The 24,040-nt window shown below is 64.1% G+C and carries 18 protein-coding genes and 1 tRNA gene; 7 read left to right on the top strand and 12 right to left on the bottom strand.

Annotated elements, in window-relative coordinates:
- Positions 1–14 precede the first annotated feature (14 nt).
- Positions 15–3,584: a transcription-repair coupling factor gene (gene mfd / locus PSV05_RS11875; protein ID WP_300065337.1), complete on the bottom strand. Its 3,570-nt coding sequence runs from the start codon at positions 3,582–3,584 to the stop codon at positions 15–17.
- A 130-nt stretch (positions 3,585–3,714) separates the two neighbouring features.
- On the bottom strand, positions 3,715–4,296 hold the full coding sequence (locus PSV05_RS11870) for a GNAT family N-acetyltransferase (RefSeq protein ID WP_300065335.1): 582 nt from the start codon (positions 4,294–4,296) through the stop codon (positions 3,715–3,717).
- Between the two features lie 132 nt (positions 4,297–4,428).
- On the opposite strand from PSV05_RS11870, the gene PSV05_RS11865 reads away from it, so the two are divergent.
- On the top strand, positions 4,429–5,352 hold the full coding sequence (locus tag PSV05_RS11865) for a cation diffusion facilitator family transporter (RefSeq protein ID WP_300065334.1): 924 nt from the start codon (positions 4,429–4,431) through the stop codon (positions 5,350–5,352).
- Positions 5,353–5,449: 97 nt separating this feature from the next.
- Here PSV05_RS11865 and rlmJ read toward each other — a convergent pair whose 3' ends face one another.
- Complete coding sequence (gene rlmJ, locus PSV05_RS11860; RefSeq protein ID WP_300065332.1) at positions 5,450–6,307, bottom strand: 23S rRNA (adenine(2030)-N(6))-methyltransferase RlmJ; 858 nt, start codon at positions 6,305–6,307, stop codon at positions 5,450–5,452.
- Between the two features lie 22 nt (positions 6,308–6,329).
- Between rlmJ and creB the strand changes: the two genes are divergently transcribed.
- From creB to PSV05_RS11840, 4 genes are all read left to right on the top strand, one after another.
- Positions 6,330–7,013: a two-component system response regulator CreB gene (creB, locus tag PSV05_RS11855; RefSeq protein WP_300065330.1), complete on the top strand. Its 684-nt coding sequence runs from the start codon at positions 6,330–6,332 to the stop codon at positions 7,011–7,013.
- Between the two features lie 107 nt (positions 7,014–7,120).
- Positions 7,121–8,569 carry a two-component system sensor histidine kinase CreC gene (creC, locus tag PSV05_RS11850; protein ID WP_300065328.1) on the top strand — a complete coding sequence of 483 codons (1,449 nt, stop codon included), beginning with the start codon at positions 7,121–7,123 and terminating at the stop codon, positions 8,567–8,569.
- 130 nt (positions 8,570–8,699) lie between these two features.
- On the top strand, positions 8,700–10,100 hold the full coding sequence (gene creD / locus PSV05_RS11845; RefSeq protein ID WP_300065326.1) for a cell envelope integrity protein CreD: 1,401 nt from the start codon (positions 8,700–8,702) through the stop codon (positions 10,098–10,100).
- Between the two features lie 69 nt (positions 10,101–10,169).
- The gene (locus PSV05_RS11840; RefSeq protein WP_300065324.1) at positions 10,170–11,756 is read left to right on the top strand and encodes a M20/M25/M40 family metallo-hydrolase; all 1,587 of its coding nucleotides are present in this window, start codon (positions 10,170–10,172) and stop codon (positions 11,754–11,756) included.
- A gap of 138 nt (positions 11,757–11,894) precedes the next feature.
- On the opposite strand, the gene PSV05_RS11835 is transcribed toward PSV05_RS11840, so the two are convergent.
- From PSV05_RS11835 to PSV05_RS11805, 7 genes are all read right to left on the bottom strand, one after another.
- On the bottom strand, positions 11,895–12,458 hold the full coding sequence (locus PSV05_RS11835) for a phosphatase PAP2 family protein (protein ID WP_300065322.1): 564 nt from the start codon (positions 12,456–12,458) through the stop codon (positions 11,895–11,897).
- Positions 12,436–13,590 (bottom strand): glycosyltransferase family 1 protein, encoded by a 1,155-nt coding sequence (locus PSV05_RS11830; RefSeq protein WP_300065320.1) that lies wholly within the window; start codon positions 13,588–13,590, stop codon positions 12,436–12,438. The genes PSV05_RS11835 and PSV05_RS11830 overlap by 23 nt, the downstream gene beginning before the upstream one ends.
- A gap of 182 nt (positions 13,591–13,772) precedes the next feature.
- A complete protein-coding gene (gene ppx, locus PSV05_RS11825) occupies positions 13,773–15,323 on the bottom strand; it encodes an exopolyphosphatase (RefSeq protein WP_300065318.1) in 1,551 nt (516 codons plus the stop codon).
- A 76-nt stretch (positions 15,324–15,399) separates the two neighbouring features.
- Positions 15,400–17,484, bottom strand: a complete 2,085-nt coding sequence (ppk1, locus tag PSV05_RS11820; protein WP_300065317.1) for a polyphosphate kinase 1 — start codon at positions 17,482–17,484, stop codon at positions 15,400–15,402.
- Between the two features lie 24 nt (positions 17,485–17,508).
- Complete coding sequence (gene phoR / locus PSV05_RS11815) at positions 17,509–18,840, bottom strand: phosphate regulon sensor histidine kinase PhoR (RefSeq protein WP_300065315.1); 1,332 nt, start codon at positions 18,838–18,840, stop codon at positions 17,509–17,511.
- An 11-nt stretch (positions 18,841–18,851) separates the two neighbouring features.
- A complete protein-coding gene (phoB, locus tag PSV05_RS11810) occupies positions 18,852–19,565 on the bottom strand; it encodes a phosphate regulon transcriptional regulator PhoB (protein WP_300065313.1) in 714 nt (237 codons plus the stop codon).
- Between the two features lie 77 nt (positions 19,566–19,642).
- Positions 19,643–21,298, bottom strand: coding sequence for a M48 family metalloprotease (locus PSV05_RS11805; RefSeq protein WP_300065506.1), 1,656 nt, complete (start codon positions 21,296–21,298; stop codon positions 19,643–19,645).
- A 202-nt stretch (positions 21,299–21,500) separates the two neighbouring features.
- On the opposite strand from PSV05_RS11805, the gene grxC reads away from it, so the two are divergent.
- Both grxC and PSV05_RS11795 read left to right on the top strand, forming a co-directional pair.
- The gene (grxC, locus tag PSV05_RS11800) at positions 21,501–21,800 is read left to right on the top strand and encodes a glutaredoxin 3 (protein ID WP_300065311.1); all 300 of its coding nucleotides are present in this window, start codon (positions 21,501–21,503) and stop codon (positions 21,798–21,800) included.
- A 99-nt stretch (positions 21,801–21,899) separates the two neighbouring features.
- A complete protein-coding gene (locus PSV05_RS11795) occupies positions 21,900–22,907 on the top strand; it encodes an isocitrate dehydrogenase (protein ID WP_300065309.1) in 1,008 nt (335 codons plus the stop codon).
- 86 nt (positions 22,908–22,993) lie between these two features.
- On the opposite strand, the gene PSV05_RS11790 is transcribed toward PSV05_RS11795, so the two are convergent.
- Both PSV05_RS11790 and PSV05_RS11785 read right to left on the bottom strand, forming a co-directional pair.
- The gene (locus PSV05_RS11790) at positions 22,994–23,752 is read right to left on the bottom strand and encodes a Bax inhibitor-1/YccA family protein (RefSeq protein WP_300065307.1); all 759 of its coding nucleotides are present in this window, start codon (positions 23,750–23,752) and stop codon (positions 22,994–22,996) included.
- 82 nt (positions 23,753–23,834) lie between these two features.
- Positions 23,835–23,919 (bottom strand) — tRNA-Leu (locus tag PSV05_RS11785).
- Positions 23,920–24,040 lie beyond the last annotated feature (121 nt).

The raw sequence follows: 24,040 nt of genomic DNA, 5'->3' as shown, positions 1-24,040 counted from the left end.
TGAAGATTGTGCTGTCATGCGGGGCTCAAGGTCATGATCAATCCACGCGCGGCACTGAAACGCGAAGCTGCATCCGGCAACTCAAGCGTGATGCGCAATTTGTCGGGGCCGTCCATCCGGTAGTGCTTCGGCTGGCCCTGGATCAGGCGGATCACCGACATCGGGTCGACGTTGGGTTTTTCGACGAAGTGGATGCGGCCGTTTTTTTCGCCGAGGTCGAGCTTGCGGATGCCCAGCGCGGTGGCATCGAGCTTGAGTTCGGCGGTGGCGAACAAGTGCTTGGTGGCATCGGCGAGCAGGCCGAAGCGGTCGATCATTTCCACCTGCAGTTCGCGCAGGGCCTCGCGGTCGCGGGCGGCGCTGATGCGCTTGTACAGGGTGAGCCGGGCATGCGGGTCGGGCAGGTAGTCGTCGGGGATCAGCGCGGGCACATGCAGTTCGACCTCGGCACCATGACGGTCGACATCGTCCATGTCGGGCAGCTTGCCGGCCTTGATCGACGCCACCGCGCGTTCCAGTAGCTCGGTGTACAGGCTGAAGCCGACTTCGGCCATCTGCCCGGATTGGTCTTCACCGAGCAGTTCGCCGGCGCCACGGATTTCCAGGTCATGGGTGGCCAGGGTGAAGCCGGCGCCCAACTCGTCCATGGATGCGATCGCGTCCAGTCGCTTTTTGGCATCGCCAGTGATCGCGCGCTGGTCGGGGACGGTCAGATAGGCATAGGCTCGATGATGGCTGCGGCCCACGCGGCCACGCAGCTGGTGCAACTGGGCCAGGCCGAACTTGTCGGCACGGTTGATGATGATCGTGTTGGCGTTCGGGATATCGATGCCGGATTCGATGATTGTCGTGCACAACAGCACGTTGAAGCGCTGCTTGTGGAAGTCGAGCATCACCCGTTCCAGTTCGCGTTCCGGCATCTGCCCATGCGCAATGCCGATGCGCGCTTCGGGCGCGAGCGCCTGCAGTTGTTCGCGCATGCGGCCGATGCTTTCGACATCGTTGTGCAGGAAATACACCTGGCCGCCACGGCCGAGTTCGCGCTGGAACGCTTCGCGCAACTGCGCGTCATCCCAGGCGCTGACGAAGGTTTGCACGGCGAGGCGATTGGCCGGCGGGGTGGCAATGATCGACAGGTCGCGCAGGCCAGCCATCGCCATGTTCAGGGTGCGCGGGATCGGCGTGGCAGTCAGCGTGAGCAGGTGCACGTTTGCACGCAGCGCCTTCAGCGCTTCCTTCTGGCGCACGCCGAAGCGCTGTTCCTCGTCGACGATGACCAGGCCGATGTCCTTGAAGCGCACGTCTTTCTGCAGCAAACGATGCGTGCCGATGATGACATCGACGGTGCCCTCGGCGACACGCACCAGTTCCGCTTCGATCTCTTTCTTGGACTTGAAGCGCGAGAGCACTTCGACCTTGAGTGGCCAGTCGGCGAAGCGGTCGCTCAGGGTCTTGTAGTGCTGTTCGGCCAGCAGCGTCGTTGGCACAAGCACTGCGACCTGTTTGCCGGCACTGGCGGCGACGAAGGCGGCGCGCACTGCGACTTCGGTCTTGCCGAAACCGACATCGCCGCAGACCACGCGGTCCATTGGTTGCGAGGATGCGAGATCACGGATCACCGCTTCAATCGCGCTGTGCTGGTCCGGGGTTTCCTCGAACGGGAAGGTTGCCGCGAACGGTTCGTACATCGCGCGATCGACGTCGATCGCCAAGCCTTGGCGGGCATGGCGCTTGGCCTGTATTTCAAGCAATTCCGCAGCGACATCGCGGACCTTGTCGGCGGCTTTCTTCCTGGCCTTGGTCCACTGCTCACCGCCGAGGTTGTGCAGTGGCGCGGTCTCGGCGCTGGCGCCGGAATAGCGGTTGATTCGGTCCAGTTGCGCGACCGGCACATACAGGCGGTCGCCCTTGGCGTATTCGATGTCCAGGTATTCGGCAAGCATGCCGCCGGCATCCAGCGTGACCAGCCCGCGATAGCGGCCGACGCCGTGGTCTTCGTGCACGATCGGCGCGCCCAGCGAGAGTTCGCCGAGGTCGCGAATGATCGCTTCTGGCTCGCGACCGGCACGCTTGCGCCGGCGTGGTTGCGACCCGCGTTCGGGGAATAGTTGACGCTCGGTAAGGATGCACAGCGCAGGCGCATCGAGTGCGTAGCCGTTGTCGAGTGGGGCGACGGCGATGAAGAATCGCCTTTCTCCTTTTCCCGCTTGCGGGGGAAGGCTGGGATGGGGGGGCTTCGTAGCGGAGTTGCCCCCACCCCAACCCTCCCCCGCAGGCAGGGGAGGGAGAAATGCCTGCAGGTCAGGGAGCACTTCCGGCGAAACGCCTGCCGCCTGCAAAACCTCCAGCAAGGCCTCACGGCGACCGGCGGAATCGGTGGCGATCAGCACGCGGCCCGGATATGTCGCGAGGAAAGACTTCAACGCCGCGGCAGGCTGCGCATCGCGCACTGTGAGCGGCAGGTCAGGTGCCGGTTGCATCGGCAGCGCCGTTGCATCGGCATGGCGCGGGTGTGGCGGGTCGCAGACTTCGATGCGTTCGCCGCGGTTCAGGCGCTCGCGCAGCACGTCCGGCGCCAGCCACAATTCGGCGGGCGGCAGCAGCGGGCGTTCGACATCGTGGCGCAGTTGTTCGTAACGCGTGCCGATCTGCGTCCAGGCGTGGTCGGCGGCGGCGTGCACGCCATCGCCGAGCAGCGGCATCGTGCTATCCGGCAGATAGTCGAACAGGGTCGCGGTTTCTGCGTGGAACAGCGGCAGGTAGTACTCCACGCCAGCGGGCGCCGAGCCGGCCTTGAGGTCTTGCACCAAGGCGCTGCGGCGGGTGTCGATGTCGAAACGGCTGCGCAGTGTTTCCAGCGCGCGTGCGACCGGGGCATCGTCCAGCGGCACTTCGCGGCCAGGCAGCAGTTCGATGCGCTCGAATTTCTCCAGCGAGCGCTGTGTGTCCGGGTCGAAACCGCGGATCGATTCGATCTCGTTGTCCAGCAATTCGATCCGGAACGGTTTCGGCGCGCCCATCGGGAATACGTCCAGCAGGCCGCCGCGCACCGCGAAATCGCCGGGATCGAATACTTGTGGGGCATGCCGGTAGCCGGCGGATTCCAGCCTGCGTTTTTCCGCATCCAGGTCCAGGCGCTGACCGACTTTGAGGTCGAAGCGGTTGCCGAGCACATGGCTGCGCGGCGCCAGCCGTTGCATCAGGGTCGCGACCGGTACCACGACAATGCCGCGCTTGAGCTCCGGCAAGCGTGCCAGCGTGGCCAGGCGCTGGCTGACGATGTTCGGGTGTGGGCTGAAGCGGTCGTAGGGCAGGGTTTCCCAGTCGGGCAGGTGCAGCACGGGTAATGCCGGGTCGCTGCCGAGCAGGGTGTGCAGGTCGGCTTCGAGTTGATGCGCCGTATGGTTGTCGCGGGCGACCACCAGCATGGGTCCGCTGTGCTGGCTGGCCGCCGCGGCTACTGCATGCGCAAGTGCACTGGCTGAAGCCGGTGCGCGCCAGTATGTGCGTGACTGGCCGGCCTTTGGCATTGGCAACGACAGGGAAAACGGGGACTTGTGCGGCGGGGCTTTGCTGGGGGGCATGCAATGAATGTCCGCGCCGGACGCGGTGCGCCAGCGCTTGATGATCGGGTTGTGTATTGCGATGTCGCTAGGCGTGGATTCTAGCGTGGCCTGCCGCTAGCGCCTTATTCACTGCTCAGAGCAGCAGTACTCAGACCAGCGGCTGCGTTGCCGGTGTGCGGATACGAGGTTTCGGTTTGGGCACGTCCAGCACCATCCGCACCAGGCCGGGCGAATCGCCGTGTTCGCGTCGGAAGTCCAGGGAGGCCGCCAGCGCCTGCATCGGCAAATTGCTTTCCAGCACCTCGCCGTACACGCGATCCAGCTTGCGGCCCTTGGCCCAGCGCACCAGGCGCCGCATCAGATGTCGCCCCAGGCCCATGCCGTTGATGTAGTGGCTGACCAGGATCGCGAATTCACCTGCGCGGCCGTCCTCGTCCACCGCGATCCGCGCCACCGCGCCGATCAGGGCTTCGCCGGGTGGTTGCGGCTCGGCCACGACCAGGGCGAATTCGCGCCGGGTATTCGGCCGGGTCAGGCGCTCGGCTTGTTCGGCGCTCAGTTCCTTCATCGGATACAGGAAGCGCTGGCGGACTTCGTCCGGCTGCAAGAGGTCGAAACCGGCGCGCAGGGGCACCGCGTCTTCGGGCCGGATCGGGCGTACCAGCACCTCGCGGCCATTGGCCAAACGGATGCTTTCGTGCCACGGGGGCATACGGTTGCGGGCTGCCATGCCGACATCATGGCGGTATCCAGGTTAAAAAAATGAATGGGGCGTGGCTGGAGCGATCCGGCCGCGGTCTAGCCAATGCTGGCGGCATGCGCTTGCTAGACTGCGCCACCTTCGATCAGGGATATGCGCAAGATGGCGGCAAACGGCGATTCCACGCGCGCGATCCTGTTTGCGCTAGGCGCAAACTTTGCAATCGCCTGCGCGAAGGGCGTGGCCGCGTTCTTCACCGGCTCTACCGCGATGCTGGCTGAAACCGTGCATTCGCTGGCCGACTGTGGCAACCAGTTGTTGCTGTTGCTGGGCATGAAGCAGTCGCGGCGACCGCCGAACCCGGATTACCCACTGGGCTTCGGCAAGGCCATTTATTTCTGGTCGTTCCTGGTCGCGGTGATGCTGTTCAGCGTGGGCGGGATGTATTCGCTGTACGAGGGCTGGCACAAGTTGTCCTCGCACGAGGCTATCGACATCCCGAAACTGTGGTGGGCGGTGGGCGTGCTGGTGTTCGCGATCGTCGCCGAAGGCATGTCGATGCGTGCCTGCCTGCAGGAAGTGGCCAAGGAAAAGCGGGGGCGCACGCTGTGGCGATGGTTCCGTGCCAGCCGCCAGGCAGAACTCGTGGTGATCTTGGGCGAAGACCTGGCGGCACTGGCAGGTCTGGTACTTGCATTGGTTGCATTGCTGTTGACCATTGTGTCCGGCAACCCCATGTGGGATGCGCTGGGAACGCTGGCGATCGGCGCGCTGCTGATCATCGTGGCGGTGTTCGTTGCGCGCGAAGTCAAGGCGATGTTGATCGGCCAGAGCATGGAGCCGGAGCGGCAGGCAGAGCTGCGCGCCTTCCTCGAGGCCAGGCCCGAGGTCGATTACGTGATCAGCCTCATTACCTTGCAACTGGGCAACGACGTGATGGTCTCGGTGCAGGCGCAGATGGCCGAGCACCAGAGTGCGCGGCTGCTGGTCGCGCAGATCACCACGGTCGAGCGGGCGATGAAGGCGGCCTTCCCCGAAGTGAAGTGGAGCTTCTTCGAGCCGGAATTAAGCCGCACGCCTAACTAATGCGTAAAAAGGGGTCAGAGAACATTTCCCTGAGTTATCCGCATATGTACGCGTAAATAGAGGAAATGTTCTCTGACCCCTTTTTACGGACCCCTTTTTACGCCGGTTCCCGTAACCACTCGCAACGCGACGATGCACCGGCTTCGCCCAGTGCGGCCTGCAGCGCCTGCAACACCGGCGCCATCTGCACATCGAACTGCCATGGCGCGTTGAGCAGCAGCAGGCCACTGCCATTCATGCGCAGTGGAGAATCGTCGGGGCGCACCAGCAGTTCGATCTGCAATGCCGACTTCGCGTCCAATGCAGCAGCCGAGCGTTGGAACTTCGCCAATGCGCGACGCTGCTTGATTGGGTACCACAGCGCGAACATGCCTTGCGGCCAGCGCGTGAGGCCTTCGCGGATCGCCGACAGCGCGATGGCGAATTCATCGAGCTGGGCCTCGAACGGTGGATCGATCAGCACCAGCCCGCGCGCGAACTTCATTCCGTCCACGCGCGGCGGCAGCAGTGCCTTGATCCCGGCATAGCCATCGCGCTCGTGCACGGCCACTCGCGGATCACGATAAAAATTCGACTTCAGCGCTTCGGCCTCGTCCGGCAGCAGTTCGCACGCGGCGATGCGGTCGGATTCGCGCAAGGCATGCGCGAGCAGCCAGGGTGAGCCGGGGTAGGCATGCGCTCCGTGCGACTGGCGGCAGGCGCGCACTGCGGTCAGGTAGCGCTGGATTGCCGGCACGCGCGGGGCTTCGGCCATTAGTCGGGCGATGCCGTCGGCGGACTCGTTGGTGCGTTGCGCCGAGTTGCCATCAAGGTCGTACAACCCGCGCCCGGCATGGGTGTCCAGCGCGAAACAGGGTGACGGTTTGCTGGTCAAAGCATCGCACAGGGCAAGCAACACGACGTGCTTGAGGACGTCGGCATGGTTGCCGGCATGGAAGGCGTGGCGGTAATTCATCGCCGGAGTTTACGATGCGGGGATGCCAACCATCCTGATTGCCGAAGACGAAGCCGCGATTGCCGACACCGTGGTGTATGCGTTGCGGGCCGAAGGCTATGCCGCAGAACACGTCCTGCTGGGCGGGCAGGTGCTGCCACGGCTGCGCGCTGGCGGCATCGACCTGGTGATCCTGGACGTAGGGCTGCCGGACTGCAGCGGCTTTGATGTCTGCCGCCAGTTGCGCGTGGAAAGCGAGGTGCCGGTGCTGTTCCTGACCGCCCGTGATGGGGAGCTGGACCGCGTACTGGGACTTGAATTGGGTGGTGACGACTATCTGGCCAAGCCCTTTTCCCTGCGCGAACTGGTTGCGCGGGTGCGAGCACGCTTGCGTCGCCACATCGTGGCTGATGGCCACGTTGGCTGGAAGAAGCGTGGCGATTTCGAACTTGATGCGGCTGGCTATCGTGCGCGATTCCATGGAACACAGCTTGACCTGACCCGTTACGAATTCGGCTTGCTGGAAGCCCTGCTGGCACGGCCTGGCGCCGTATTCGACCGTGCGCGGTTGATGGACCGGGTCTGGGGCGATGCACTGGAAAGCGGCGAGCGCACCGTGGATACCCACGTCAAGACCTTGCGCGCCAAGCTGCGCGTGATTGCGCCTGGCGAGGATCCGATCCGCACAATGCGCGGGCTGGGTTACGCGCTGCATGCTGGGGAGTGAGTGATGCGGCGTGGAGAGAAATGGGGTCAGAGTGAATTTTGCGCCCATGCATTTCAATTTCTGCCACAGACTCTGTCGCAAAACTTCACTCTGACCCTATTTTTCGTATGAAAATCGGCCTGCGCGTATTGCTGGGATATTTCCTGATTGTCGCGCTGGCGGCGCTGCTGGTTGGGCGGGTGTTTGTCGAACAGGTCAAGCCGGGCGTGCGCCAGGCGATGGAAGACACCCTGATCGACAGCGCCAACATGCTGGCGGAACTGGCCAGCGACGACATGCAGGCTGGTCATATCGCGGATGGTCGATTCGCTACTCGGGTGCGCGCGCTGCAGGCACGTCATATCGAGGCGAATGTTTCGGGCTTCGCCAAGCACGGCAGCAATTTCCAGGTGACTGTGACCGATGCGCGCGGCATCGTGGTGTTCGATTCAAAGGGCCGCGATATCGGCCGCGACAATTCGAAGTGGAACGATGTCTATCGCACTCTGCGCGGGGAATACGGCGCACGCTCGACCCGCAGCGATCCGAACGACGACGCCAGCACGGTGATGCATGTGGCCGCGCCGATTTATGGACGCGATGACGGTCGTGAACAGGACCAGCGTCGCATCATCGGCGTGCTCAGCGTGGCCAAGCCGAACCTGGCGATGGCGCCGTTCATCGCCCGCAGCCAGGCCGTGGTGCTGCGCTGGGGGTTCGTGCTGATGGGTACCGCCTTGCTGGTCGGGCTGGTGGCGGCATGGTGGCTGTCGCGCCAGTTGGGTGCATTGCGTCGCTATGCCGATGCGGTAGCGGCCGGCGAGCGCGCCAGCGTGCCAGACGCGGCCGGCGAATTCGGCGATCTCGGTCGCGCGCTGCACGAGATGCGGGTCAAGCTCGAGGGCAAGCAGTATGTGGAACAGTACGTGCACGCGCTGACCCATGAATTGAAGAGTCCGCTCGCGGCGATCCGTGGCGCCAGCGAATTGCTGGAGCAACCCTTGCCCGATGCCGACCGTGCGCGATTCGTCGCCAGCATTGCAGCCCAGGGCGAGCGCATGGCACAGATGGTCGACAAGCTGCTGGTGCTGGCGGCGGTGGAACACCGGCAGCGCATCGAACAGCCGCAGCAGCTCGATGTCACCGAATTTTTGCACGCTGCGACGGACGCTGTGCGCCAGCGTGCCGATGCCGCAGCGATCATGTTGGTGATCGACACGAAGCAGGCCGTGACGGTTTCCGGCGACGCATTCCTGCTGCAGCAGGCGCTGGTGAACTTGATCGACAACGCGTTGGATTTCGCGCCGCGTGGTTCAAGTATTCAATTGCATGCATCGCATGATGCACAAGGCATCTGCATAGAGGTGCGTGATCGCGGACCGGGTGTGCCGGAGTTCGCGCGGGAGCGGGTGTTCGAGCGGTTCTATTCCCTGCCGCGGCCAGGCGGTGGCAGCCGCAGCAGCGGGCTCGGCCTGCCATTCGTGGCGCAGGTTGCGATTTTGCATGGCGGCCATGCCGAGCTGCTTGAGCGCGAGGGCGGCGGTAGCATAGCCCGCATCGTGTTGAGTAATAGCTGACTTGTTGGGCTGACTTCTTTGGCTGACATGGGCTGACTTCATCGCCGCTTCACCGCCGCCACCGCGTGCGTGCACATCCGTGCGCCAGCATCCTCGCCAAGCCGGCATGGTTGTCGGAGGGAGCGTTGCGATGGGCAATTTGCGTCTGGGAGTGAAGATCGCCGTGGTGCTGGCATTGGTGCTGGCGATCCTGGTGCCGCTATCAATGATCCGCGGCACGATTACCGAGCGCCAGCAGTTCCGCGTGCAGGCGGTGGAGGCGGTGACGCGCAGTTTCGCCGGCACCCAGGGGATTGCCGGGCCGGTGCTGGTGGTGCCGTATCGCGAACAGGTCGAGGTCGAGGAACGTGATGCGCAAGGCGTGTTGCACAAGCAGCAGCGCGTGGTCGAACGCCAATGGCAGTTCTTCCCGAAGAGCATGTACGTGGTAGGCAAGGTGGTGCCGTCGGTGCGCGAACGCGGCCTGCACAAGGTGCGCGTGTATGAATTGCAGGCCGGCATCGACGCGAGCTTCAACGTGCGCCTGCCGGAGGATGATCCCGCACATCCACGCAGCATCGGCGCGCCGTGGTTGGATATCGGCATAAAGGATGTACGCGGGCTTGTCGGTACGCCGGTCCTGAAGGTCGGCAATGCCGATGTCGCGATTGCCCAGGGCCAGCGTGGGCATGCCGGTGGCGGCGTGCATGCGGTGTTGCCAGCATCGCTGCTGGTCAATGGCCGCATCGCATTTCCGGTGCGGCTGGACTTCGCCTTGCGCGGCACCGAGGCGCTGGCGATCGCGCCATTGGCCGACAGCAACCGCATCGTGCTGGATTCGCCATGGCCGCATCCGCAGTTCAATGGCGATTTCCTGCCGCGTTCACATCGCATCGACGGTAATGGCTTCCATGCCGAATGGGACGTGTCGTCACTTGCCAGCAATGCGCAGGACCAGTATCGCAACGGTGGCAACCTGTCGCCGGGCAGCCAGGGCGGGCAGGGCATTGATGGCGATGCGATGCAGGCGAGGTCGTCGTCGAGCGCCGCCGCATCCGCAGGCAACATCGATGCGATCGGGTTGTCGCTGGTCGAGCCCGTCAACCTGTATTCGAAAGTTGACCGCGCCAGTAAATATGGTTTGATGTTCGTGCTGCTGACCTTCGTCGGCTTCTTCATGTTCGAAACCATCCGCCAGTTGCCGATCCACCCGATCCAGTACGCGCTGGTCGGCCTGGCGTTGGCAATTTTCTTCCTGTTGTTGCTGAGCCTGTCCGAGCACATCGACTTCGGCTGGGCTTATCTCATCGCAAGCATCGGCTGCATCGGACTGATCGGCGTGTACGTCGGCAATGTGTTGCGCAGTGGCGTGCGCGGGCTGGGTTTCGCGGCGATGTTGGCGCTGCTGTATGCCGCGCTATATGGCTTGCTGGTGTCGGAAGACAACGCGTTGGTGCTCGGCAGCGGCCTGCTGTTCGCGATCCTGGCCGCGCTGATGCTGGCCACGCGCAAGGTCGACTGGTACCAGGTGGCCGCGCGCACGGGCACATGACCGATGGCCCACGGCGGCGGGCGCTGCTGGCCCTAGACTCCCGTATTCGATGCCTGCATGGGGAATGCAATGAAACGAGTGTTGTTGATGACCGCGCTGTTGGCCGCGGGGGTTGTGGGGGCGCAAGAGCGCGTGGACTTGGACATGACCGGTCGGATTCGCGCAGAAGCGTTCAACCGTTCGCAGGTGATGGCGACCCTGGGTGAGCTCACCGAAGGCATCGGCCCGCGCTTGACCAATTCGCCTTCGATGTCCAAGGCCAACAGTTGGGCGCGCGGCAAGTTCACCGGCTGGGGGCTGGCGAATGCGCATGACGAAAGCATCGGCACGTTTGGTCGTGGCTGGGAATTCAGTGGCGCCAGCGCCGAGATGGTGTCGCCACGCGGGTTTCCGCTGCACGTGATCCCGATGGCCTGGACGCCGGCTACGCCTGGTCTGGTGGAAGGCGACGTCATGGCCGCCAAGATCGAATCCAAGGACGACATGGAGAAGTTCAAGGGCAAGCTGCGCGGCAAGATCCTGCTGGTCAGTGATGCGCGTCCGTACAAGTTCGGCGAGAAGGCAGATTCGAGCCGTTATTCGGAGCAGGAACTGACCGACATGATCGGCGTCGAAGTGCCGGCGGATCGAGGTGATCGTTCGCGCGATGCGATGCTGAAACGTTACCTGGACCGGATGGCATTCGGCCCGACCCTGAACCAGTTCCTGATCGATGAAGGCGCGCTCGCCACGGTCAGCATGAGCCGTTCGGACAACGACATCCTGGTGCTGGGTGGTGGCGGTTCGCGCAAGGCCGGTGAATCGGTCGGGGTGCCGTCGGTGGTGATGGGCGCCGAGCACTACAACACCTTGATGCGTGCACTGGACCGCAAGCAAATCCCGCGGATACGGCTCAATGTCGCCGCACGCTTCACCGACGACAGCGACCAGCCCGGTTACAACACGATCGCCGAAATCCCGGGCAGCGGCCCGCATCGCGACGAGATCGTGATGCTCGGCGCGCACATGGATTCCTGGCATGCCGGCACCGGTGCGTCGGACAACGGCGCAGGCGTGACGGTGGTGATGGAAGCAGTGCGCATCCTCAAGGCGATTGGCGCCAAGCCGGACCGCACCATTCGCGTGGCGTTGTGGAGCGGTGAGGAGCAGGGCCTGATTGGTTCGTCGAAGTATGTCGAGGACCATTTCGGCCATTACCCGGAACCGATCGATCCGAAGGAAAAGGCGATCCCTTCCTTTTTCCGCCAAAACAAGGGCGCGCTGATCCGCGGCAAGGAATACGGCAGGCTGGCTGCTTACTTCAACCTGGACAACGGCAGCGGCAAGGTCCGCGGCATCTACGCCCAGGAGAACATGGCGGTGGCGCCGATCTTCGAGGAATGGATGAAGCCCTGGCATGACGTGGGCGCGACCATCGTGACCCAGCGCAATACCGGCAGCACCGATCACATCAGTTTCGATGCCGTCGGCCTGCCTGGCTTCCAGTTCGTGCAGGACGGCCTGGACTACTTCACCAACGTCCACCATACCGACCTGGATACCTACGATCATGCATCGGCGCAGGACCTGAAGCAGGCGTCGGCCATCATGGCCTCGTTCGTTTACAACGCCGCGATGCGCCCGGCCATGCTGCCGCGCAAGCCGCTGGCGGACTAAGCCTTGGTGCCACCGCAAAACCTGACGGGCCAGCTTTGGCCGGCCCGTTTTATTTCAGGAAAAGCAAGTGAAAAAGGGACGGAGGGAATCAAGCATGCTTGATTTCCTATTCCCTACGTCCCTTTTTCGCTGTTTTGGTTAAGCAAACAACGACACCCCCGGCACCAGCCAGAGCGAAAATCCGGCCAATGCACTGCCGATCACGGTGGCAGCCAGTACATCGCTGGGATAGTGCAGGCCGAGCACAACCCGCGACAGCGCCACGCTCGCCGTGAATGGAACCAGCAGGATGGCCAGCATCGGGTAATGCGCCATCGCCACCAGGCTGAAGGCGACCGCGTGCAGGGTGTGGCCGGACGGAAAACTGAACTCGTCCAGCGGCGCCACCCATGCGTGGATGCGTACATCCGATGCGAACGGGCGCGGGCGCCGGGTCCAGCGCTTGAGCAGTTTGTACAACGCCAGCGCGACCAGTCCGGTGAGCGCGAGATGCAACGACGCGCGCACTCCGGCCATGCCGTCCAGCAGCACCATCGCCGCCATCAGCGCGTACCAGAACACACCATCGCCAAGCCGGCTGACTGCAGTGAAATAGCGCAACAAACCTTGTCGTGCACAGACCCGGTTGGCCCGCAGGCACCATGAGGATTCCGCATCGACCAGGCGATGCACGCCGGGTTTAAGTGGCAACGGTGGCGGCATGTCGGTTCCTCGCGTTGGCAAGTCCTTGCAGCAGCCGGTCGAAGTCCTCAGCGACCTGTTCCGGTCGCAGCGCACGCACTGCATCGCGACAAGCAACCCGCATCGTCGCGCGCAATTCGTCTTCACTGCCGATGCGGATCGCGGCCTGCACGAAGCTGCCGTCATCACCATCTTCAATCGCCGCGCCATGTACGCCGTTGTGCAGTGTTTCTCGCGCGGCGCCATAGTTGAAGGCGACGGTGGGCACCCCGCTGGCCAGCGCTTCCAGGGTCACGTTGCCGAAGGTTTCGCTATGGCTGGGGAACAGGAACAGATCTCCGCTGGCGAAATGGCGAGTCAGTGCCTCGCCACGTTGCACCCCGCAAAACACGAAATCGGGATTGTCGCGCTGCAGGGCTGCGCGTGCGGGACCATCGCCGACCCAGACGAAGCGCACATCCGGGCGGACCTGCTGCAATGCGCGGAACGCACGCACGGCAAGCGACAGGTTCTTCTCCGCCGCAATGCGGCCAACGTAGATCGCGGCCACGCCAGCCGCGCCAATGCCCCATTGCGCGCGCAGGGCGGCATCGCGCTGGCCTGGGTCAAACTGTTGGGTGTCCACTGCACGCGCGAGTCGCACGACGTTATCGAAACCCTGGCCCTGCAGGAAATCCTGCAGCTCGCGGGTCGGCACCAAGGTCGCCTGCGCGCTGTTGTGGAAGCGTCGCATCCAGCGCAACGCGGTCTGCTGCAGGAACCCGGCGCCGTAGTCGCGCATGTATGCGTCGAAACGAGTGTGGAAACCGCTCGCGGCGGGGATGCCGAGCTGGCGCGCTGCGCGCAGTGCCGACCAGCCCAGCGGGCCTTCGGTGGCAACGTAAATGGCATCCGGGAAATTGCGGCGCCAGTGCGTGCGTAGTTTGCCGCTGGCAGGTAGCCCGAACTTCAAACCCGGATAACGCGGCAAGCTGGCGCCGCGTACCAGCAGGGTGTTGCTGCCCGCATCTGGATCAGCTTCGCCATCCTGGCGCGGACGCACCACTTCGACGTCGTGACCACGTTCGCGCAGGCCCTGTTCCAGTCCCTGCACGGTCAGCGCAACGCCATTGATCTCGGGCGGGTAGGTCTCGGTGACGATGCTGTAGCGCATGCGTGGCTCCGCCAGCTTTTGCTGGCATGTCGGGGAGCTTGCATGGGCCGGATGTCCGGATGATGGCGCTGGGGTGACGTGCGAGTGACAGCTAAAGTGGGGTAGGAGTGACGTGTCCTGACCAGGATCGGAAACGATCCAGGCATGTCGGCAGGAAATCTACTCCGATCCCATTTCCTCCCTCACGCGTCGCTCAGTTGCAACTGCATGCCCAGTCCACGCATGTCTTCGACTTCGCCCTCAAGGTCCGCGCGCAACAACGTGCGCGATTGCAGCCAGATGGGGTCGAGCGACAACTCGAGGCAGTCGCCATCTGCGCGTAATTGCAGGGATGGCAGGGCCTCGCTGTCGCGCGAACGATGCAGCAGCACCGCCAGTCGCAACAGCGCTGCGCTGCGACGCGCGTGTGCCAGCAAGCGGTCGGGAATCATTTCGAACGCGGATTTCGGCACGCTGCGGCGATGCGTGCGTACCAGCACGGCCACGAAGCGCTGTTCTTGTTGCGAGAACCCGGCAATGTCCGAATTCGCCAGCACGTAGGCGCCATGCACGTGATAGCCACTGTGCGCGATGGCCAGGCCGAGTTCATGCAGACGCGCGGCGCGCACCAGCATCTGGCGGTCGTCGGCATCCAGCGCCCAGGCCTTTGCGACCTGGTCGAACAACAGCAACGCGGTCGCTTCCACTCGCGCCGACTGGGTCTTGTCGATGCCGTAACGGTGCACCAACACGGCCACCGAGGTGTCACGCGGATCGTCGGCGCCGCCGCGGCCGAGCATGTCGTAGAGCACGCCTTCGCGCAGTGCGGCTTTGCTGACCGCCATCCGCTGCAGCTCCAGCGCATCGAATACTGCTTCCAGGATCAGGATGCCGCCGGCAATGATCGGGCGGCGTTCGGCGGACAGGCCGGGCAGGTCGATGTCCTCGATGCGCTGCGCCTGCAGCAGGCGATCGCGTACGTGCGGCAGTGCTTCGGCAGTGACCGCGCCCTTGGTAAGTTTCATCTCTGCGCAGATCTCGCCGATCGCCTTGTTGGTGCCGGCTGCACCGATCGCCTCGTCCCAGCCCAGGCTGCGATAGGTCGCCGCGAACTGCTGGAACTCGGCGGTGACTTCGATCAGCGCCTCCTTCCAGCGCTTGCGCGAGAGCTTGCCGTTACCGAAGAAACGCCGGGTGCTGGCGACGCAACCGACCTGTAGGCTTTCGCGCTCGAGTGCTTCCATGCCGCGGCCGATGATGCATTCGGTGGAACCGCCACCGATGTCGATCACCAATCGCAGCTGCTTGTCCTTGGGTGGTTGCGCATGCGCGACGCCCAGGTAGACCAGGCGCGCTTCCTCGCGTCCGGAGACCACTTCGATCGGATGTCCGAGCGCGGTTTCCGCCGGCAGCAGGAAAGTCTGCGCCGCGCGCAGCCGGCGTACGGTATTAGTGGCCACCGCGCGCACCCGATGCGGCGGGATGTCCTGCACGCGCTGGCCGAACCGCGACAGGCAGTCCAGTGCGCGTGCCAGCACCTCGGGTTTGAGGCCGCCGAAGCCATCCAGGCCCTCGGCCAGGCGCACGCTCTCGCGCAGGCGATCGACCACCCGCAATTGGCCCAACGCCATCTGCGCCACCACCATGTGGAAGCTGTTGGAGCCGAGGTCGATCGCAGCCAGCATTTCGCCGTCTTGCAGTGGCGCATCGCGCGAAATGCGCGAGACAGCCGAACGGCGTAGCGCGGTCCTCATGCGGCCGAATCCAATCGTTGGATGGCGTTCCGACGCAGGTTGGCGAGTCGTGTCATCCGCCGATTATCGCCTGCGCTCACACGTACAGCCCGTCGAGCATCGACAACTGCGCCGAGAAAGGGGCCTGTCCGTTGATGGGCTCGAGCTTGCGGTACTGGCCATCAGCCTGCATTTCCCAGGCATTCTGGTTGTCTTCCAGATAGTTCAGCAGGCCTTCGCGATGCACGCGTTGGGCGGCGATCGGGTCCAGGATCGGGAACGCGGTCTCGACCCGGCGCAGCAGGTTGCGCTCCAGCCAATCGGCGGATGAGCAGAACAAATCCGGGGCGCCATCATTGCCGAACCACCAGACCCGATGGTGTTCCAGGAAACGGCCGACGACCGAGCGCACGCGGATGTTGTCGGAGACGCCCTTGATGCCGGGCTTCAGCGTGCAGGCGCTACGCACGACCAGGTCGATCTGCACGCCGGCCTGCGATGCCGCATACAACGCATCGATCACCTGGATTTCGTTCAAGGCATTCATCTTCGCCACGATCCGCGCCGGCTTGCCGGCACGCGCATGCTTGGTCTCGCGCGCGATGCGCTCCAGCACGCCGCTGTGCAGGGTGAACGGCGATTCCAGCAGGCGGCTCAGGCTCAGTGGCGCGGCCAGCCCGGACAGTTGCTGGAAGATCAGGTGGACGTCATTGCCGATGTCGGGGTTGGCCGTCATCAGGCTGAAGTCGGTATACAAGCGCGCGGTGCCGCTGTGGTAATTGCCGGTACCCAGGTGCACGTAGCGCTTCAACGCGGCGCCTTCGCGGCGCACGATCAGCAACATCTTGGCGTGGGTCTTGTAGCCCACCACGCCGTACACCACCTGCACGCCGGCATCCTGCAGGCGGTCGGCCAGGCCGAGGTTGGCTTCCTCGTCAAAGCGTGCGCGTAGCTCGACCACCACGGTCACGTCCTTGCCGTTGCGGGCGGCCTGGACCAGGTGTTCTACGATCTTGGACTCGCTGCCGGTGCGGTACAGGGTCTGCTTGATCGCCAGCACGTTCGGGTCTTCGGCGGCCTGGCGGATCAGTTCCAGCACCGGGGCAAACGCGTCGTATGGGTGGTGCAGCAACACGTCGCCCTGGCAGATCTGCTCGAACATCGCATCCACATCGCGCAGCAGGCGCGGCAGGAACGGACGGAACTTGAGGTCTGGCCGGTGCACCATGTCGTAGACCTGGGTGACCCGGTTGAGGTTTACCGGGCCATCGATCTTGTACACCGCGTTTGCCGGCAGGTCGAAATTGGCCAGCAGCATCTTCACCACTTCGGGCGGGCATTCATCGGCGATCTCCAGCCGCACCGCGCGCAGGTAGCCGCGGCCAACGAGTTCATCGCGTACGGCAAGGGCGAGGTTGTCGACATCGTCCTCGTCGACGATGAGCTCGGAATTGCGGGTGACCCGGAACTGGTAGGCACCGTTGACCTGCATCCCCGGGAACAGTTCGTGCACGAATGCCGACAGCACCGTGCTGAGGAACACGAAATCGTGGAAGGCATCACCGTCGCCGTCCTCGTCCGGCATGCGGATGATCCGCGGCAATGAACGCGGTGCGCGCACGATCGCCATGTGGCCCTCGCGTCCGAACGCATCGCGGCCTTCCAGCAACACCACCACGTTCAGCGACTTGTTGAGGATCTTCGGGAACGGATGCGCTGGATCCAGGCCTAGCGGTGACAGCACCGGCATGATCTCGTTGCGGAAATGCTCGCGCAGCCATTGGGTCTGCTCGGTGGTCCATTGCCGGCGTTGCAGCAGGCGGATGCCCTGTTCGGTCAAGGCCGGTCGTAGTTGTTCGTCGAAGCAGCGGTACTGCGCATCGACCAATTCCGCGGCGCGGTCGTGGATGCGGTTGAGCAGGGCTGTGGGTGCCAGGCCATCGGCGGCCAGCGGTCCGCCAAATTCCATTGCGTGGCGCACCGAACCACCGCGGATCTCGAAGAACTCGTCGAGGTTGGTGCAGGAAATGCACAGGAAGCGTAGCCGTTCCAGTAACGGTACCGACGGATCCTGTGCTTGCGCCAACACGCGGAAATTGAAGTCGAGTTGCGACAACTCGCGGTTGGCGTACAGCGAGGCATCGTGTACGGGGATTACCGGAGTTGTCTGCAGGATTGTCATTGCGGCGTTTTCATGGCGGGCTGTTCATGGTGTCGTATCAGGGTAATCGCTTGGATCGCGTGGGTACACGCGCTCGGGGCCGAAATGGCAACTGAAGGTACTGCCATGGCCGACCTGGCTGGCAACGTCGAGCCTTGCGCCGTGCAGGCCCAGGACATGTTTCGCGATGGCAAGTCCGAGCCCGGTGCCGCCAGATTCGCGCGAGCGGCTGGTGGAGACCCGGTAGAAGCGTTCAGTGATGCGCGGCAGGTGCGCCTCCGGAATGCCATAGCCGCTGTCGCGCACGGACAGCACTGCGCCGCCGCCGGCCTCCATCGCGAAATCGATCGCGATCTCGCCGCCGGAAGGGGTGTAGCGCACTGCATTGCTCACCAGGTTCGAGAAGGCGCTGTGCAGTTCCTGGGTGGAGCCGTGCAGGTCGATGTTGGCGCTGTCGTGCACACTGATCCGGTGCAGGCCATGGCTCAGCGCCTCGGCTTCACGGCGCAGGGTCGCCAGCATCGGTGCCATCGCCACGTGTTCCTGCGGCAAGGTGTCGCGCGCTTCCAGCCGCGACAAGGTGAGCAGATCTTCGACCAGCTGGGTCATTCTCTGCGACTGCCGCTGCATTTCCGCGAGCATCGGCGCCCACTCGGGTTGCTCTTGCGGGTCGAGCATTTCCAGATAGCCATGGATCACGGTCAGCGGCGTGCGCAGTTCGTGCGAGACGTTGGCGACGAAGTCCCGGCGCATCTGCTCCAGTCGCATCAGCTTGGTCACGTCGCGCGCGACCAGCAGCCACAGCTCATCCGAATACGGGATCAGGCGCAGGCTCAGGCGGCGCGCGGGATCGGCGGGCGAGGGCACGTCCATCATCGGTTCGGCATTGCGGCCGGCGGCCAGCCATGAGGCCATCGGCAAGGGCTGCAACACACCGACCACGGATGCCTCGATGTGTTGTGGATGTTGCAGGCCGAGCAAGGGCGTGGCGGCTTCATTGAACCAGAGCACGCGTTGGCGGTTGCGTTCGATCACTACCACCGCATCCGGCAACGCAGCGGCAGCGGCGCGGTAGGCGCGCAGCATGGTCAACAGCCTGCGCTTGCGTGCACGCATGTCCGATTGCCCGCGCAGCAGCAGACGGTCGAGTTCGTTCCAGGCACCGCCACCAGCCGACGGGCGTGGACGTTGGCGCGCTGTCAGGCGCATCAGCACGCCATGCAGTTTCCAGTATTGCCAGGCCACCACGCCCAGTGCGGCGACGGTCAATGCATGCCACGGCCGGTCGATCAGCAAGCCGATGCCCAGACCCACCGCCAGCACCAGCATGAGCTGGGCAAGCGTGCGCAACCATGCTGTGCGGATGTCGAGGGTCATGCGGCCGCGAGTCATGCCGCTGCAGAGAATCGATAGCCCGCGCCACGCACGGTCTGCACCATCAGATCCAGTCGGTGCGGCTCCAGGGTCTTGCGCAGGCGCCGAATGTGTACGTCCACCGTGCGCTCCTCCACATACACGCTGCCGCCCCACACATGGTCGAGCAGTTGTGAACGGCTGTAGACGCGCTCCGGATGAGTCATGAAAAAATGCAGCAGGCGGTATTCGGTGGGGCCAATCTGCACCGGTGCGGATTCGCCGCCAGTCTTGGCGTCAGCAGCGGCGAACACCCGGTGCGCGGCGCCATCGATGCGCAGGCCACCGATCTGGATGCTGCCGTCTTCGTCGTCGTCGTGCGAGCGGCGCATCACCGCGCGGATGCGGGCCAGCAGTTCGCGCGCCGAGAACGGCTTGACCACGTAGTCGTCGACGCCGGCTTCGAACCCGCCGACGCGGTCGTTTTCCTCGCCGCGCGCAGTCAGCATGATGATCGGGATATCGCGTGTCAGCGCTTCGCGCCGCCAGCGGCGGGCCAGTTCCAGCCCGCTGATGCCCGGTAGCATCCAGTCCAGCAGGATCAGGTCAGGGACGCGTTCGACGATCGCTTCCTGCGCCTCGCGCGCGTCGCCGGCATGCACGGGTTCGAAATCGCCTTTGCGCAAGGCGTAGGCGACCATGTCGCGGATGGCGGGTTCGTCATCGACGATCAGGATGCGTTTTTGCATGTCAGGCAACACGTCTGCGCCGCAGTTGCGGCCCTCCCGGTATTACACGACGGTTTGATGACGGAATTGTGACGTTGTCACCAAACCGGTGCACGCCCGCTTTCGCGAGCCGACTTACTCGAATCCACGCCTGTGTCGAACCTTAGCTTGCTGCCGGATTGCAGTTTGCCGCGGGTCGCATCTTCGTCGCGGATGCCCTGGCGACGCAGTTCCAGCACGATCGGGGTGATGGCGGCGATGCGGGCGTCGATCCGGCTGCGCGCGTAGTAATCGAGCGTGCTGCGCCTCTTGAGATTATTGAGCTGGACCAGCGCCTGCTCCGGGCGGCCGTTGAGGACGGCCGCTTCGGCCCAGGCTTCGCCGGCACGCACGTCATCGCCGGCGATTTCGTTGGCGCGGGCATACGCCTGCTGGAACAGCAAGTCGTCTGCGCCGGTGTCCAGCAAGGGACGCAGCACGGCTACCGCGCGCGTACCGGCGGAGGCCGTATTGCGTTCAGCCAGCACCTGCGCATAGCTCAGCACCAGCGCGCGATTGGTTGGCCTGCGCGTAAGCAAAGTCTCGAAGCGGCGATCAGCATCGGTGGCATGGCCGGCCTTGGCTTCGGCAACGCCCAGGCTGATCTGCAACCACAGGCTGTCCGGATGCGCAGCCTGCACGGCGACCATCACGCGCAAGGCATCGGCATCGTGGCCGGCTTGTTGTTGCGCAAACGCCAGGCCATAGCGCTGGGTATCGTCCAGGGGCTGCTTGCCCTGCATTTGCTGGTATTCCCGGATCGCCTGCGCCGGCGTATTGGCGCTGAGCACACGCAGGCGCTCGCGCGCCCAGCCGAAATCGCCGGTGTCACCGCGTGCATGCGCGCCAGTGGTGCTGATCTGCATCCCGGCCGGTAGTAGCGGGTTGCTGGCCACGCGCATGGTTGCGACGGGCGCAGCCTTTTCCAGCGAAGCAGCGCGCTCGCGGGCTTCGCTGATGCGGGTCAGGGTGATCGGGTGGGTCTGCAGGTAGCCGGGCGTACGGCTGCGCTCGTCGCCCTGGTTGATGCGCACCACCGACTGCAGTTTCTCGAAGAAATCGGCCATGCCTTCCGGGTCGTAGCCGCCGCGCGCCATCGCGCGGATGCCGATGCGATCGGCTTCGGATTCGTTGTCGCGGGTGTAGTCGATCTGCCGCTGCTGCAAAAGCCCCATGCCGCCGAGCACTGCCGCCGAGGTGGCGTTGCCGCCGGAGTTTCCACCGGCCTGCTGCGCCGCGATGATCGCCCCAAGCATCGCCAGCATGATCGGGATACTGTCGCGCTGAGCGCGTTCAGCGCCGCGCAGGACATGCTGCTGGGTGACATGGGCTACTTCGTGCGACAGCACCCCGGCCACTTCGTCCTCGCGGTCGGCGGCCAGTACCAGGCCTGCGTTCATCGCGATGTAGCCGCCGAGGGTGGCGAATGCATTGATCTGGCGGTCGCGCAGCAAGAAGAAAGTGAAGGACTGTTGCGGCTTGTCGCTGGCGCCGCCCAGCCGCTGGCCGACCTCGTCCAGCCAGCCACCCAGCAGCGGGTCGTCCAGCACATAGCCTTCGTGGCGCAACTGGGCCAGGGTCATCGCGCCGTATTCGGCCTGCCTGGCCGGCGACAACATATTGCCGGCGGAGGAACCGATGTCGGGCAGTTTCGACTCCTGCGCTGCGGCGGCGGAGGCAAATGCAAGTATGCCGGCCAAGGCTGCAGCAAGGATAGAAGGCTTGTGGGGCACACGGATCTCCATAGCTTTCAGAATGGGGCCAGCCCGATGCTGGCGCGTGAACCGGGGTTGAAGCATCCGCCGACTGGAAAACTGCGCCCCGTGCCCGCATATTCCTCAAGTACGACCAGCACGGTTCGACATCGAGCCCCACCCGCATGTTCCCCTACATGTTCCCACGTTCCCGGAGACCGACTTGAGCGACGCGACATCCCCCGCCATCACCATCTACAGCAGCGCCGTGTGTCCCTATTGCGTGATGGCCAAGAACTTCCTGCGCAGCAAGGGCCTGGCCTGGAACGAGGTCCGCATCGACATGGATGCCGCTGAACGCGAGCGCATGGTGGCGCGCACCCGGCGCACCAGCGTCCCGCAGATCTTCGTCGGCGAAACCCATGTCGGCGGCTACGACGACATGATGGCGCTGCATCGCGCGGGCAAGTTCGAGTCGCTGCTGGCTGGGGAAGTCGCACCCGAGGCCCACGGCCACGACTGAGGCGCCCTGCGTGGCATAATTGGCGGCTAACTTTCCCGCGTTGCCGCGCATCTGTCATCTGATATCCGCGCGTGCAATGCCAGCCAGGAACAGACTCTTATGACCACGACGATCACCGTCATCCGCGGCGATGGCATCGGCCCGGAAATCATGGATGCCACCCTGAACGTGCTGGACGCGATGCAGCTTGGCCTGACCTACGAATTCGCCGACGCCGGCCTGGTCGCGCTCGAAAAGCACGGCGAACTGATCCCCGCCGCGACCATGGATTCGATCCGCAAGAATCGAATCGCGCTGAAGTCGCCGCTGACCACACCGGTCGGTGGCGGGTTTTCTTCGATCAATGTTGAATTGCGCCGCCGCTTCGACCTGTATGCCAACGTGCGCCCGGCCAAGTCGTTCCCGAATACCAAGTCGCGCTTCACCTCCGGCGTCGACCTGGTCACCGTGCGCGAGAACACCGAAGGTGCCTACACCCCGGAAGGCCAGGAAACATCGGCCGATGGCGAAATCGCGACCTCGATCATCCGCACCACCCGCAAGGGCTCCGAGCGCATCGTCCGCTACGCCTTCGACCTGGCGCGCCGCACCGGCCGCAAGAAGGTCACCGTGGTGCACAAGGCCAACATCATGAAGTCGACCTCGGGCCTGTTCCTTAAGACCGCACGTGAAGTGGCCCAGCAGAATCCGGACATCGAGTGCAACGAGATGATCGTGGACAATACCTGCATGCAGCTGGTGATGCGCCCCGAGCAGTTCGACGTGATCGTGACCACCAACCTGTTCGGCGACATCATTTCCGATCTATGTGCCGGCCTGGTGGGCGGCCTCGGCCTGGCCCCCGGTGCGAACATCGGCACCGATGCGGCGATCTTCGAGGCCGTGCATGGCTCGGCGCCCGACATCGCCGGCAAGGGTGTCGCCAATCCCTGCGCGCTGCTGCTGGGGGCTGCGCAGATGCTCGACCACCTGGCGCTGCCGGCGCAAGCCGAGCGCCTGCGCGCAGCGATCATCGCCACGCTGGAAGCCAAGGATGGACTGACGCCAGACCTGGGCGGGCAGGGCAACACGATGGGTTTTGCCAAGGCGATTGCCAGCCGGCTTTGATCGTGTGTTGCCACGCACAGTGGCAGACACAGTGGCAGAATTGAAAAGGGCGCCAACGGCGCCCTCTCGTTGCATCGGTAGAGTGGTTAGTTGCGTGACTGCAGCTTGGACAGCAAGCGCAGGATCTCCAGGTACAACCACACCAGGGTCACCAACAGGCTGAACGCGGCGTACCACTCCATGTACTTCGGTGCGCCTGCGGCTGCTCCTTTTTCGATGAAATCGAAATCCAGCACCAGGTTGAGCGCTGCCACGATCACTACGCCGACGCTGAACAGGATGCCGATGGTGCTGCCTTCATGGATAAAGCCCATGCCCTGCATGCCGAACATCTGCATGCCGATGTTGACCAGGTACAACAGGGCGATGCCGCCGGTGGCCGCCACGACCCCAAGCCTGAATTTCTCGGTGACCTTGATCAGGCCGCTGCGGTAGGCCATCAGCAAACCAGCCAGGGTGCCAAATGTCAGCAGCACGGCCTGGAACACGATTCCGCCGAATTGGGCTTCGTACATGGCCGAGACAGCGCCAAGAAAGAAGCCTTCCACCAGCGCGTAGAGCGGCGCAGTGACTGGTGCCCACGTCTTCTTGAAGATGGTGGCGAAGGCCAGGACCAGGCCGCCAATGGCGCCGCCCCAGACATACACACCTGCATTTGCGAGACCATCAGGAGTGCTCACCTGGGACCACGCAAACCCCGCCGTGATCATGCAAAGCACCAGCAGGATCGCGGTCTTGTTGACGGTGCCGTTGATGCTCATTGCCCCGGCGTCGTTACGCACCACGGTGCCGGTGCCGAGGTCGAGGAAGGTGTTTTCCTGGAGTGCGGGATTGCCGCTACGCATGATGGATCTTTCCTGTACTTGATCCGGCCAGATGCCGTGGGTCGAGCATAACGCAACCTGCCTAAACGGCAGCCTGAATAGCTGGTGCGAAAGGGGGGACTCGAACCCCCACGCCTTGCGGCACTGGCACCTAAAGCCAGGGCGTCTACCAATTCCGCCACTTTCGCGTGGCGCGATTGTAGCTGCTGGCTCCAGCGAACTGGCGAAGCGCGCAAAAGAAAACGCCCGGCTTCTGGCCGGGCGTCTCGGGTTTGGTGGGCCGTGAAGGGTGAGAACGGACGGCTTGCG

The sequence above is a fragment of the Thermomonas sp. genome, assembly GCF_029945965.1.
Lineage (GTDB): Bacteria > Pseudomonadota > Gammaproteobacteria > Xanthomonadales > Xanthomonadaceae > Thermomonas.
This window is presented reverse-complemented; position numbering and strand designations above follow the sequence as displayed.